Source organism: Arsenophonus apicola (assembly GCF_020268605.1).
Classification (GTDB): domain Bacteria; phylum Pseudomonadota; class Gammaproteobacteria; order Enterobacterales; family Enterobacteriaceae; genus Arsenophonus; species Arsenophonus apicola.
Genome location: NZ_CP084222.1, coordinates 2421936 through 2436241, shown reverse-complemented (window position 1 = coordinate 2436241; position 14306 = coordinate 2421936). Strand labels below are relative to the sequence as shown.

Annotated in this window: 13 protein-coding genes; 9 read left to right on the top strand and 4 right to left on the bottom strand. The window is 34.0% G+C overall.

What is annotated here, in order from left to right:
- Positions 1-185: 185 nt before the first annotated feature.
- The 4 genes from gcvT (at position 186) to LDL57_RS11545 (ending at position 4027) form a co-directional block, all read left to right on the top strand.
- On the top strand, positions 186-1286 hold the full coding sequence (gene gcvT / locus LDL57_RS11560; RefSeq protein WP_225505660.1) for a glycine cleavage system aminomethyltransferase GcvT: 1101 nt from the start codon (positions 186-188) through the stop codon (positions 1284-1286).
- 376 nt (positions 1287-1662) lie between these two features.
- A complete protein-coding gene (locus LDL57_RS11555; RefSeq protein ID WP_180558763.1) occupies positions 1663-2520 on the top strand; it encodes a hypothetical protein in 858 nt (285 codons plus the stop codon).
- A 92-nt stretch (positions 2521-2612) separates the two neighbouring features.
- Positions 2613-3449, top strand: a complete 837-nt coding sequence (locus LDL57_RS11550) for a hypothetical protein (protein WP_180558764.1) — start codon at positions 2613-2615, stop codon at positions 3447-3449.
- A 251-nt stretch (positions 3450-3700) separates the two neighbouring features.
- Positions 3701-4027 (top strand): hypothetical protein, encoded by a 327-nt coding sequence (locus LDL57_RS11545; RefSeq protein WP_180558765.1) that lies wholly within the window; start codon positions 3701-3703, stop codon positions 4025-4027.
- Positions 4028-4892: 865 nt separating this feature from the next.
- On the opposite strand, the gene ygfZ is transcribed toward LDL57_RS11545, so the two are convergent.
- Positions 4893-5879, bottom strand: a complete 987-nt coding sequence (ygfZ, locus tag LDL57_RS11540; protein WP_180558767.1) for a tRNA-modifying protein YgfZ — start codon at positions 5877-5879, stop codon at positions 4893-4895.
- Between the two features lie 259 nt (positions 5880-6138).
- Here ygfZ and sdhE point away from each other — a divergent pair, with 259 nt between their 5' ends.
- A complete protein-coding gene (gene sdhE, locus LDL57_RS11535) occupies positions 6139-6405 on the top strand; it encodes an FAD assembly factor SdhE (RefSeq protein ID WP_026821812.1) in 267 nt (88 codons plus the stop codon).
- On the top strand, positions 6386-6793 hold the full coding sequence (locus LDL57_RS11530) for a protein YgfX (protein ID WP_180558768.1): 408 nt from the start codon (positions 6386-6388) through the stop codon (positions 6791-6793). Before sdhE ends, LDL57_RS11530 begins: the two co-directional genes overlap by 20 nt.
- A gap of 15 nt (positions 6794-6808) precedes the next feature.
- On the opposite strand, the gene fldB is transcribed toward LDL57_RS11530, so the two are convergent.
- The 3 genes from fldB to LDL57_RS11515 all read right to left on the bottom strand — a co-directional run bounded on the left by fldB (position 6809) and on the right by LDL57_RS11515 (position 10265).
- Positions 6809-7327, bottom strand: coding sequence for a flavodoxin FldB (gene fldB / locus LDL57_RS11525; protein ID WP_180558769.1), 519 nt, complete (start codon positions 7325-7327; stop codon positions 6809-6811).
- A 471-nt stretch (positions 7328-7798) separates the two neighbouring features.
- Entirely contained in the window at positions 7799-9112 is a 1314-nt protein-coding gene (locus LDL57_RS11520) for a S8 family serine peptidase (protein ID WP_180558770.1), read from the bottom strand.
- Positions 9113-10091: 979 nt separating this feature from the next.
- Positions 10092-10265 carry a hypothetical protein gene (locus LDL57_RS11515; protein WP_180558771.1) on the bottom strand — a complete coding sequence of 58 codons (174 nt, stop codon included), beginning with the start codon at positions 10263-10265 and terminating at the stop codon, positions 10092-10094.
- A gap of 515 nt (positions 10266-10780) precedes the next feature.
- Between LDL57_RS11515 and xerD the strand changes: the two genes are divergently transcribed.
- The 3 genes from xerD to recJ are packed head-to-tail and all read left to right on the top strand — an operon-like array spanning position 10781 to position 14148.
- Entirely contained in the window at positions 10781-11668 is an 888-nt protein-coding gene (gene xerD / locus LDL57_RS11510; protein WP_370520634.1) for a site-specific tyrosine recombinase XerD, read from the top strand.
- 22 nt (positions 11669-11690) lie between these two features.
- Complete coding sequence (gene dsbC / locus LDL57_RS11505) at positions 11691-12398, top strand: bifunctional protein-disulfide isomerase/oxidoreductase DsbC (protein WP_180558773.1); 708 nt, start codon at positions 11691-11693, stop codon at positions 12396-12398.
- 13 nt (positions 12399-12411) lie between these two features.
- Positions 12412-14148 (top strand): single-stranded-DNA-specific exonuclease RecJ, encoded by a 1737-nt coding sequence (gene recJ / locus LDL57_RS11500; RefSeq protein ID WP_180558842.1) that lies wholly within the window; start codon positions 12412-12414, stop codon positions 14146-14148.
- Positions 14149-14306: the final 158 nt, after the last annotated feature.

Sequence of the window (14306 nt, the reverse complement as noted above, 5' to 3'; positions counted from 1 at the left end):
TCGTTTTACAGGAAATAACGCTGTCGGCTTGAAATAGTTGTTTCAATTAATTTGATTTAGCAACTTTGCTTATTTTTTTGCCATGTCGCAACTCTGTTTTTAAAATTAATATGTTACATCTATGCATAGGTATTTTGATTTAACAACTTAGTTTGCCTATACCTATTAATGAGGTATATAGAACAATGACGGTAAAACAGACTTCATTATATGATCAGCATTTGGCCTGCAATGCAACTATGATTGATTTTCATGGTTGGAGGATGCCATTGCATTATGGTTCACAAATCGCTGAACACCATGCTGTTCGTACCGCTGCTGGCATGTTTGATATTTCTTACCAGACAATTATTGATCTACATGGTGAACAGTGCCGAGATTTTCTACGTTATTTATTAGCCAATGATGTAGCAAAACTGAAGCAGACTGGTGAAGCGCTTTATACTGGTATGTTAAATGCTTCTGGCGGCGTGATCGATGATTTAGTTGTCTACTATTTTGATGATGACTACTATCGCTTAATTGCCAATTCTGCCACCCGGCAAAAAGACTTAGCTTGGATCAATGAGCATATTAAAAATTATTTAATTGATGTGCAGGTACGTGATGATCTGGCATTTATTGCTATTCAAGGGCCAGATGCGCAACTGAAAGTGCAATCTCTGCTTAATGAACAACAGAAAAGCGCAGTTATTAATATGCCACTCTTTTATGGTAAACAAATCGATGATTGGTTTATTACTACCGGAGGTTATACCGGTGAATTAGGTTATGAGATAGCACTGCCGAAAGAGCAAGCTGTCAATTTTTGGCAAAAATTACTTGATTTAGATATTAAACCGGCAGGATTGGCAACGCGTGATACTCTTCGTCTAGAAGCTGGAATGAATTTTTATGGACAAGAAATGAGTGAATTGGTATCACCACTGGCTGCTAATATGGAATGGACAATTGCTTGGCAGCCGGAAGAGCGCTATTTTATCGGCCGAGATGCATTAGAAAGGCAACGTCAGGTAGGCACAGAAAAATTGGTTGGTTTAGTAATGCGTGATAGAGGGACATTACAAGCCGATTTACCCGTTCGTTTTACAGATCCAGCAGGCAAGTTGTGTGAAGGGATCATTACCAGTGGCACTTTTTCGCCAACTTTGGGCTTAAGTATTGCTTTAGCACGAGTACCATTGAATATTGGCATGCAAGCGGTTGTGCAAATAAAAAAACATGAGAAGTCAGTGCAGGTTGTAAAACCTAGCTTTGTTCGTTATGGAAAAGCATTAATTAACTAAAGTTATTTAATTATATTTTTTACGTTTATTTTATTAAAAAATTAGTGGGTTAATAATAAAACGACAATGAACATAATTAAATAGATACTACTTTAATCAGTTATTTTTATTTAATAAAACCATATATCATTAATGACAATTGTTATTGATTACAATGTTATTATTCGTGATAAAATGCAAATTAAAATAAACAGCAAAATAAAATATGATGTTGGGGTGAACAGCGTATTGAGTTTTTATAGCAACTGTATGGTAATTGTTTTATTTATTTATTTATTTATTTATTTAAATTTAAATGGTTGTATTAGGTTATTTTTACCAGTTTAAAATAAATATTATTTATATTAAATTTTTTATTATTAAATATGGAGTGTTTATGAATGAAATAAATATGGAAGAGCAATATGAAAAACTAATTGATTGGATCAAATCGTTAAGACCAGTATCCGCATCATTAAACCAAGACTATTATAGTGACTCAAAAATTACAGTATCTACAGGGGATGTTATTGGCGCTCATCAAGATAAAGATTTGATAATTGCTCAACAGCTTAATGAAATGAATCGAGATGGAAAATCAAAGGATATTACTGCCGAAAAATTGGCGGAATCGCCAGCTAATGGTCTGGCTATTATAAGTACCATTGCAATGGGTGGCGTTGGTTATGAACCACAAAAAGCTATTATGTTGGGTAATTCCGAAGCATATATAACATATGCCGAAGAAATGAAAAAAAATGTGCTAATGATGGTAGAAGAAGATAAATTACTTGATCTTAATTATCGAGAAGAGAATTATGATGATCTCATTGATAAGATTGTGGATATATATGATAGTATTACTGGTGCTGATAAGCAGAAAATTAAAAATTCTGTTACTCAGTTAGCTAAAGCTGCATTATCTTATTCTGAACAAAAAAATAACAGTGTATTATTTACCCAAGGTGTTATCGCATCGGCAAATAAAGATGATGTGAAATTTTATATAAATTCTTCGCATATTCTATTTGAAAGACAGACAGGCAAAACTAAAAGTGAACCTACGGATAAATATGTTTCTCGTATACAAATAAAAAATCTGGTGCTAAAAATGCATACTTTTATTTATGACAAAAAAATTGCGGAAATTTTACTGGATACGACTAGAAGTGATTTAGATGAATGGATAAGAAAAATGAAAACAAAAGCAAAGGATAATAAAAAAGCAATGAACTATTGTTTTGGAAATAAATAATAACTATTACCTTTTCTTATTTTTATTTACTGTTTAAGCATAAAAGTTAACTATTTTTGACCATATTACATCCTAATATAAAAGGATATTTTATGAAGCTATTTAAAGATAAAAATTTATATTCAATTCTGAGTGGAGCATATAATTCTATTCTTAATAACTATATAATTAAAAACGAAAATTCAAAATCAGATTTAGTTACTAGTGGAGCAATTGCCATTGGTAATGATATAGAAAGGGTATTAGCAGAAGAAGATTTATTAAAAGAGATGCATAGTAATAATGAAGTAGAAAAATTATTATCAAAACTTACTGATAATCCACAACACTTTGTAACATCTTATCTCTCTTTTATTAAAGAAATCTGTGATTGGGATCCGCTGGATCCAGATAAAAAAAATAATGATGAAAATTATCATAAGTATCTTTCCATACTCTTATCTAGTAGCATGTTTCTAGTCGAAACTTCATCTAATTATAAAATTTATTATGATAATAATAATTATAAAGATATATTAGAAAAATTATTACAGCAATATCAAAATATATCAGAGCAAGAAAAACAATATATTAATTCATCATTAAAGACCCTGCTCAATCATTCTATTGCCAATACTACTGACAAAAATAACGGTATTTTGTTTACCCATACCGTATTAAGCTCAGAATCTAATGTTATCAGGTTATATTTATATTCAGCTGAAATAAAAATATGTTATGACGAAGAGGACAAAAAATATAAGCCTGTTGAGGAGTCAGAGCGGAAAATTGAGATAGCAAAAATAGAACTTAAATTTTTAAATTCTACCTTATCTCATGACGATCTAAAGCTAATTATTGGTTTTAGATTTATTGTTCTTTCTGATTGGTTGACACAGAATAATATGCTGCCTAAAAAAACAAATTATAAATCTTGTATTGATTGGTAATAGTGATGAAAAAATAATTAATATATTTATGATATAAAAAATAATTATCAATAAATCGGATGCTTATTATTAGGTAATTAATATAAATAATACTGGATATCAGGTTAAAGATATCTTTATAAGTAATTGATTGTTATTTACATTGTTAGATAATGTATCATTAGAACAAGTTTCATTGTTATATTTTTTTATTATAACACTATTTAATATGTAGGATTTATACTGTTATTTAATCAAGGAAAGGATAAAAAATGGAAAGTACAATCACTTCTCAAACTAATAATAATGGCAAATCATCAGAACAATCCCTAGAGGAATATTATCAATCATATTCTAACCCATTATTAATAGATGGTGTTTTTGGTGATAAACTTGATATATTGTTAGTAAAAGCGATAACCGAATCAACACTACAAATGGCAGATAGTATAGATGAAATAGCTGAGATTTTGACTGATGCTACAGTTACTTTTGCTGCTGCTAATGAAAGTGTGGCAGTAATAATGAATAATATTATTCAGACAGAGGCTATGATTTCCCTTGTAGCAGCTATTACTCCTACATTAAGAATGAATTAACCGCGATAACGAATATTTTTCTAGTAATAACAATAGCGCTAGAGTTATATTTTGGCGCTATTTTTATTTGGTTCTTGCCTATTTGATTCCAGTTTAATTAAAGTCAGAATGATGTGACGAAGGTTTAGCTGTGAATATTATGCCATTATGCTGCCAGTTATTATTAAGCGTTATTCTGCCGATAACCATTTATGACTTTATGCAAGTATCAGGTTGTTTTAATCTAAAAATATATATTTTTATAATTATTAAATTTATTCAACAAAATAAGTTATATTGCATTTATATGGGTTTAATATTACTAGTCACGTTGCCAGGTTTGATTGGTAAATAGCTGCATAAAATAACATTAATGCAATTTGCTGTAGTTGCGAATAAATTTTTGTGTATTTTATGGTCAGGGAAAGGGATTAACAACAGAGAAAACGTGTTGCATGGTCGTAGGTAATGGTGATTACCTCAAGGATGATGAAGTTGTTGCTAAATTGACGGGTTCTTATTTTCAACCATAAGCAATTGGTAAGTGTAAGATAAAAAAGATCCAAAACTTTTATAGAATATAATTAAAGGTTCGCCATTGAAGCGAATAATATTTAAGTAAAATATATCCATCCACCCAAACTCTCTAATATCAACCAACTGATTAATTAATTGGCAAATCTACCCATTCATCAGAGTCATTCTGAATCTTTAAACTATAATTGTATAGGCGATAATTGATATGCTGCTTTGGTTTTTACCAATGAAATTAATAAGATGACTTAATTAGAGATTAATTTTATAACAGGGCTATTTTCAAGATCCCTGTTTTGCCATAGGAAAAATGCTTAACGGAATAAATTTTTATTAGCAATCAATGCATATGCTATTCCTCTTCCGTCAATAAATAAGGCAAGGGTTGAATAGTAAGTTGGCTTTGTTCTTCTCCTGCCACACGGAAAACACTCTCTTTAGCCATATCATTATTCATAACAACTTGAATACTAATAAAACCCTTTACCAAGTTAACGGCCGCCAATACTATTCCAGTACGCCGCCAGTTATCACCAATTTTCCATTCGATAGCTTCTCCGGCTTTTGGCAGCGTGTTTGCTGACCCTGCTAACCAAAACATGGCGCGTTTATTGGCACCGCGATATTTTGCTCGAGCGACCGTTTCCTGTCCGCTGTAGCAGCCTTTGTGAAAACTGATACTGGCCGGTAATGCTTGTAGATTAACGGCTTGTGGAATAAATTGTTCACTATTTTCAATATCAATATTAGCAATACCGGCAGCAATATCTAAAGCTAGCCATTGCTGACTATCACCATGTTGGGGGAAATGTTTTGTCAGTTTAGCTGCAGTCGCGCTATCGGTAACAATTAAAAAACGTTCGGATGGTACATTAAAGTGGAGTAAAGTCGTTTGCTCAAGATGTATAACTGGTTTTTCCTGATTAGGCAATTGAGCAAAGTGATTGCTCAAGGTAGCGCGAGCCCCTTGGCCAGCAACTCCTAACAACATAATATTAGGTTGCTGACTGAGGGTTATTTGCGAGAAAACCGCGTATTTTTTCAGTTCACTTAGTTGTTTTACTGCCACATTGGAGCGTAAAATATAGCCAAAGCCTTCGTTATAGTGAAATAAACGTAGCGTGCTCCACATTTTCCCTTTGGCATCACAGTGGGCGGTGAATATATGTTGTTGTGGCGTTAACGTGGTAATATCCGCGGTTAATTGACCCTGTAAATATTTTTCGGCATCAATCCCTGTTGCTGTGATAAAACTCCAGTCGTTAAGTGACATTAATGTTAATGGTAATTGGTGCTCTGTTTTGCCAGTCTCTGGTGTAAATTTATTTAGGCTTATCATGTGATCATCCGTTAGTAACCTGGATAAGAGTTGTCATAATGGTAAAATAGCTAGCTGACAAAGCAAGTAATATTATCAAAATTAACTAACAAAATTTATGTCGAATAATTTTTCTATATAAAGTTTTTAGTTAGTGACTAGTTGTGGTTTTTACAAAAATGTTACTTAAATCATTTCGATATTGATTAGAATTTGCTACGCTAAATTATGATATGGAAGCAAAAATTATTCACAAAAGTATTTAAGGTTATTTTATTTTATGGATATCAATCATAAACCCAGGATCCACTGGGCATGTCGCAGGGGAATGCGTGAGTTGGACATCGCCATTATGCCTTTTTTTGAGTATGAATATGATTCACTCACAGAGGATGAGAAATGTCTGTTTGTTCGTTTACTAGAGTGTGCAGATCCTGATTTGTTCAACTGGTTGATGAATCATGGACGTCCTGATGATGATGGTCTTTATCATATGATTCAATTGATACAGAGTAGAAATAAACAACGTGGTTCTTTGGAAATTTAATATCAATGTTTCGTGGCTGACGCAGCTTTTTTCAACGGGTGTTCATGTGGGAATTGGCTTGTTAGTTTTCTTTTCATCTTGGCCGCCAAATAATCTGGTCACTTGGTTGATAGCGACCTTATTGATTGTGGCAAGTTGGGTAAGGAGTCAAAAAAATATAAGTCGTTGTAAAGGTAGCTTAGTTTTACTTAATGGTAATAAGATACAGTGGAAGAAAAGCGAATGGCTGATTGTTAAAAAACCTTGGTTTTGTTTTTTTGGTGTAAAACTTACTCTTCGCTCATGGCAATGTAATAAGCGGATTCGGTTATGGATTGCTTCAGATAGTATGCCAGAAGAGGAGTGGCGGAATTTAAATCAATTGCTGTTGCAGTACCCTGATATTTGATATGAAATAGAAGCCTTATAATAAGGCTTCTATTTCATTTAATATTTGCATACACCACTGTTCTATTCGTTCGTCTGTTTGTTCGAATTGGTTAGTTTCATCGAGCGCTAGTCCAACAAACTGACTACCATCCGTTGTTAAGGGTTTAAGACTGCTAAAGGTATACCCTGATGTGGGCCAAAAACCGACAAATTTAACTTGCATCAGTAATAATTGATGATAAAGCATACCAAGTGCATCAAGAAACCAATCGCCATAATCAATTTGATCACCTAAACCATAAAGGCATACAATTTTGCCGGCGAGATTTAACGAACAGAGTTCATCCCAAATGGTTTGCCAATCTTCCTGTAGTTCGCCAAAATCCCAGGTAGGAATACCTAAAATCAGGATTTGGTAATTTTCCATTAATTGCGGCGAAATATCTTTAATATTATGTAAATCAACTAACTCTTCACCTAAATTATATTGGATTTTCTCTGCTACCATTTCGGTGTAGCAGGTACTAGAACCATAAAAAAGACCTATTTTCATTTTGCAACTGGTTGTCATTTTGCAATTAATAATAAAGTATTGTAGCAAAAAATATTATAATTCAGTAAATTAAGTTTGATTTGCAGATCAAATTATCAGTTATATTATTTCATTAATGTTAATAGATATGGTTGTTTTTTTGATATGCCTCATATTATCATCAATAAAGATAGAAAATAATTATTTTTAACCTATTCTCTAATTAGTCCTTGCAATTTCTACGCCTTATTTGTTCATTTCATTCTTGTTAGATAGAGACTTTCCCTGGTGTTGTGTTTGATATGTTTGCCAGTTTAAACTGGCTTTTTTTTATGCTATTTTCTGTTTTTTATAATATTTAATATTGCAATTTCTCGATAATACGTTTAAAAAACCAGATCTTTATCTGTTAAAAAATTTGCGATCTGGTTTTAAAGTTAGATTGCTAAATGGCAATCTCTTTTATTATTAGTAACGCATAGTTAACACTTTTTATTGGAAACGCCTCTGTAAGGTATTAATTGCTCGACGTACATTAGATAATGGGCCAATATTTATCCATTTATTGCTCGTTTGATGGAATCCTTGTGGTGTACCTGTTTCGATTAAAAGTGCACGCATGTCCTTAGGTTTAATAACATCACCAATATGCTGTTTATACCATGATTGGATTGCCACGACAGCGGAAGCAACAATCGGTGTTGCAGATGATGTCCCCGAGAAAGTATGGGTATAATTATTATGCTCACCGCTATCATATAGATCGTTATAACCGGTTGTGACGACATTTAAACCCCATCCTTGCACATGTACCATGCTGCCATAAGTGGTGAAATCTGTTGGTATCAGGTATTTTTTATCGCCCGCACCAACACGAATTGCACCGTTATCGCCATCATCATTACGGTTTCTATATTCATTATATAATTTATGATCTAAATCCTCAGCGCCATTGCCCGCTGCCATAATGACAATTATGCCTGCATCAGTGGCTTCTTTTGTGATATCCCAGACCGCTTTTTGATAATCGGCTGGAACATATTTAATACGTGGTCCCATTGATTGTAATTCGTAGATGAATATATCTCCTGGCCTTAAGTATTTTAATGCTTTAGCAATTCCATTAACGCGCCCAGCCGGTGCTTCTGAAACGCCATAAAAAGAATCTGCGCCATGCACTAATCCTTTTATCCCCAATCCCATATCTTTGGCATACATTATTCCAGCAACTGCTGTGCCATGTTCATTTTTAAACGGATATTCTGGTGACAGATTAATAAAACTTTTTCTTTGTAAATTAACATGGTTAAAATCAAATCCACCTTCTATATCTGCACAGCGGATCCCTTGTCCTGTGATACCAAGTGACCAGGCATACTCAATATCAATACCAATATGATCTACAGTTGTCCCACCTTGATAGCCCTGAAGGGGATTAAAATTAGGTGTATTATGAATTTGCCCTGTCTTATGATCTGATAACTGCCTAAATGGTGGTGGTGTGTCGGTATGTTCTATATAGGCGTATTCAACAAAATCATAACTATTTATTTTATCTGCTAAACTTTGTAGTTCATCCAATGGCATATTGTCCGCTTCTGCAACATAGCAAATACCAGTAAGGTTTTGGCAATTAATTAACTGGTTTTTTATTGTGAGTAAATCATCATCAACAATAGAATAGTAATTAAAGTCATTCAGAAAGCTATCTTTTAAAACAGCAGGTTTTAAAATTAATTTATTATTATCTTTTCTTTCTTGGATAACAGATTTATTGAATTTTATAATAAATTTATGTTTTTTCATTGTTAAGCTCCATATTATTAAAGCTGATTTATCATTATTATTTCGCTTAGTTAGCGAAGAAAAAATTTAACATAATAATTTTTATTTAAGATAATTAAAATTGATGAAGATTATTTTATCGGTTTAAGTAATCAAATTTAATTTATTTTCATTCTATGAATAGTTTCACAAAATTAATGGAAGAGGTTTTTTTATAACTAAAATATGTTAAATAAGGCGTTTAATAATTAAATAAATTAATGTTAATAGGGCGGCGAGAAATAATTTTTTTAATTTGTTATTTTGATATACTTAAAGTGTATAAGATAGTTTTTATTTTTATAAGAATAAGTTTTTACTTTATTACTATTTAAATGATTTTTTATCATTATCTAAGTAATGAAATTTATTAAAAAATAAATCTATTATTTAAATTAATCGTGATATCTGACCAGTAAAAATATTATTTAGTTGTCGATTAATAACAATCTATTATTATTTATAATAGGTTTGAAATTTCCCCCAATGACGAAAACAACATGGAAGTTAGCCAAATTCGCTCATTATTAAAGCAAATTGATTATATAACTAAAATGCTTGGGCGGCATAACTAGCGTAACTGTGGTTATTGAATAAACCAAATTTTACTCCGTCAACCCGATATAGACAGGCTTTATCTACGCCCGCCTGTTCTGCGTGAATCAAAAATAGAGTAAATAGGCGGCAGCAACACGACTTTGGTTCTTCTTAGTATTATTAATTTTACTGGCATAAGCGGTTAACGCCCATTTAGTGATATAGCGTTTATCTGCTGAAAGCCACGTTTAGCGAGTCTATTATGCACATGATCTTGGATTTCATTAAATGTTTTTCGGATTGGCGGTATCAATTGCGTAATAATGATATGAGTAAAAATCAAAAAGGAACATGACTGTTTTTTATATAGACAAGAAAGTTATCGACAAAATTTTCATTTTTAAAAACAAAAGTAGTTCCGCAACTACCAATTTTTTACCCAAGGTGTGCTTGCTCGGATCGTATTGATAACGGCACGATAAAAATCATAAAACTCGACAACTGGGCGCTGATTATTTTTGGCAGTTGTCCACAAGAAAGCAAGATCGGGTTCATTCCAGATTTCATATTCAGAAATCGAATCAGCAAGACCTATCAAATAATTAATACTATATCTTTCTACTGTTAGTCATTGGTTTATCCCATTAAATTATTTTTAGTTTTATTTGGTATAGTGTTTTTCTGGTAATATCTTATTGGAATATCAATTTATAAAATATCAATTGGTTATAGCAAAATTAATTAAATAATAGCGTGGTTGATTTATTTTTATATTTTTGATTAGAATATTTATAATAACATCTCAAATTTTTATTTTTTACCAATTTAAATAATGATTATTGTAGATAATCGTTATTAGTTGATAAAAACTAAGAGGAATAGAGCGTTGCTTATGCCTAGTTCACAATATTTAATACTATAATTAATCAGTGAATTTTGATTTAGCTTATTAATTTTAATTAGGTATATAAATTATTATTCTAATTTAATTAATAAAGAAACAACCTGCATAAATGTTAGTGTGGCATTGTGGCAGAAAGTATTTTTTGAGGCATAATATGGTGCAATTAATTTACTAGGAGTGCTGTTGTGTCAACAGAAAAAAACAGAGACATTCATCCGTTGATAGAACAATTTCTCGATACTATTTGGCTTGAGCACGATTTAGCCGCTAATACGCTTTCTTCTTATCGTACTGATTTACAAACATTAGTTGGTTGGTTGTCGCGCCATGGTTATGATCTGCTTACGGTAGAGGTCACGGATTTACAATCTTTTCTGGCTGAACGCGTAGAGGGCGGTTATAAAGCAACGAGTTCTGCTCGTTTACTTAGTGCTATGCGGCGCTTATTCCAGTATTTCTATCGAGAGAAACTCCGTAGCGATGATCCAACGGCACAATTGTCGGCACCTAAATTGCCAAGACGGCTACCTAAAGATCTTAATGAGAAGCAAGTTGAAGATTTATTGCATGCGCCTACCATCCATGATCCGATTGAATTAAGAGATAAAACAATGCTTGAGGTGCTTTATGCATGTGGGCTACGTGTTTCTGAACTGGTTGGGCTAACATTAACAGATATTAGTTTGCGTCAGGGTGTTATTCGGGTAGTGGGAAAAGGGAATAAAGAACGGTTGGTACCTTTAGGTGAAGAGGCTATTTATTGGTTGGAAACTTATTTAACGGAAAGTCGTCCAATCTTACTTAATGGACTGACCAATGATGTGTTATTTCCGAGTAAAAGAGGTACGCAAATGACGCGTCAGACTTTTTGGCATCGGATTAAATATTATGCAGCAATTGCTGGAATTGATAGTGAAAAACTTTCTCCTCACGTATTAAGACATGCATTTGCCACCCATTTGCTAAATCATGGCGCAGATCTGCGTGTAGTACAAATGTTGCTAGGACACAGTGATCTTTCTACTACACAGATCTATACCCATGTTGCCACAGAGCGGTTAAGGCAATTGCATCAACAACATCATCCTCGAGGTTGATTGTGGTTCAAGGAAATTTTAAATGAAAAAAAATATTGTATGGGTAATTAGTCTTCTGGCCGCAATGTCACATTCTGCTTTGGCTGATGATGTCGCTATTAAAAGAACATTGAATAAAATGGGCATAGAAACTGAGAATATCCATCCGTCACCTATTGTCGGTCTGAGTACAGTGATCACTAACCAAGGCCTGGTTTATGTAACCGAAGACGGTAAGTATTTATTAGAAGGGCCTATTTATGATTTAAGTGGTCAAATGCCGGTTAATGTCACAAATCAGATCTTAGCAAAAAAAATAGAAGCGATGAGTGATCAGATGATCATATTTAAGGCACCAGAGGAAAAATATATTGTTACCGTGTTTACTGATGTTACCTGCGGTTATTGCAAAAAATTTCATCAAGACATAGCAGAATATAATAAAAAGGGGGTCACTGTACGTTATTTAGCATTTCCTAGCAATGGTCTTCACCATGAATCAGCTAAAACAATGACATCTATCTGGTGTAGCGCTGATCGACAAAAAGTATTAACAGAAGCTTTTAAAGGTGAAACGATTTCTCCAATTGAAAAATGCAAAACAGTCGATATTAAGGCTCAGTTTAATATTGGTCACATGCTTGGTATCAATGGAACACCCGCTTTGGTGTTAGAAGATGGCACAGTAATACCTGGTTATATGACAGCCGATGATTTAGTTAAAGGGTTAGCAAAACTTAAGAAAAAATAATAATGAGTTAACAATAAATATGAAAATACAGCTTCGTCGCCGACCAAAAGCAGATGATAGCCACCTTCCAGCTCATTTATCTCCGCTATTACGCCGTTTGTATGCTATGAGAGGTGTGTTGTCAGAAAATGAGTTAGAAACAGGAGCTAAAGGATTACTTAATTACCAATCACTGAATGGGATTGAAACTGCGGTTCAACTATTAATCACTGCCCTACATGAACATTGGCGGATTATTGTGGTCGGTGATTTCGATGCCGATGGTGCAACGAGTACCGCATTGACACTGCGAGCGCTGAGCGCGATGGGATATCGTCATTTTGATTATTTGGTGCCTAACCGATTTGAAGATGGATATGGGCTTAGCCCGCAGGTTGTTAATGAAGTTATTAAAAGAAAAGCGCAACTTATTATTACCGTTGATAATGGCATATCCTCCCATGAAGGCGTTGCTGTTGCTCATCGACACGGTATAAAAGTGATCATTACCGACCACCATTTGCCAGGAGAAAAACTGCCTTGTGCAGAAGCAATTATTAATCCTAATTTAGCTGATTGTCACTTTCCATCAAAAGCATTAGCCGGGGTTGGTGTCAGTTTTTATTTGATGTCAGCATTACGTGCAGCGTTGCGCCAGACCGGTTGGTTTGAGCAACAGTCACGTAAGATGCCTAATCTGGCTGAATTACTAGATTTGGTGGCATTAGGGACGGTGGCGGATGTTGTTCCCTTGGATAGTAATAATCGTATTTTAGTTTATCAAGGTTTAAATCGTATTCGGGCGGGCCGCAGCTGTGTCGGGATCAAAGCTTTGATTGAAGTTTCCAAACGTGATGTTAGTCGTCTGGTTGCTAATGATTTAGGTTTCTCCATTGGACCACGGCTCAATGCTGCTGGAAGATTAGATGATATGTCAATCGGCGTGGAGCTGCTATTGACTGACGATATCGTGCACGCTAGGAAATTGGCTAATGAATTAGATAGCTTAAATCGTACCCGCCGCGAAATTGAACAAGATATGCAGCAAGAGGCTTGGCATATTTTTTCACAAATAGAAAAAAAACGTCATCAAATACCTAATGGTCTAGCACTCTATCATCCCGAATGGCATCAGGGAGTAGTAGGAATATTGGCTTCTCGCATCAAAGAACGTTTTCATCGTCCGGTTATCGCCTTCGCGCCAGCAGGCGAAGGGATTTTAAAGGGTTCAGGGCGTTCCATCAATGGTTTACATTTACGAGATGCACTTGAGCGCTTAGATACACTTAATCCAGGATTAATTTTAAAGTTTGGCGGCCATGCCATGGCGGCAGGATTAACTCTGGAGGAGCAGAAGTTTACTCAGTTTCAAGAGAACTTTTCTAATCTGATGGCAGAACTGCTAGATAACGATATGCTTGAAGGGGTTATTTGGAGTGATGGTGAGCTAAATAATGAAGAGTTGTCGCTGGATATTGCTGAACAAATTAGAAATGGCGGGCCATGGGGACAGGCTTTTCCTGAGCCTATCTTTGATGGCAAATTTAGGTTACTGCAACAACGTCTTGTGGGTGATAGTCATTTAAAAGTGATGCTAGAACCTCTGACTGGTGGCCCGATGATAGATGGTATTGCCTTTAATATTGATACTGCTTATTGGCCTGACAATAGTATTAAAATGGTCGAATTGGCTTATAAACTTGATGTCAATGAGTATCGTGGTAATCGTAACATCCAGTTACTTATTCAACATTTATGGCCTTGCGAATAGTCTTTAGCCTAATCTGACCATTATTTTTCACTGAAAGTGGTAGGGTATGGCTATGATTTTCCTTATTATAATCAATATATTTCTGCTACTAATTTGCTAATAGTTAGATTTAAAGCACTTTCTTATCGTGGCATTTACTGATTAAAAGCGGTCATTTG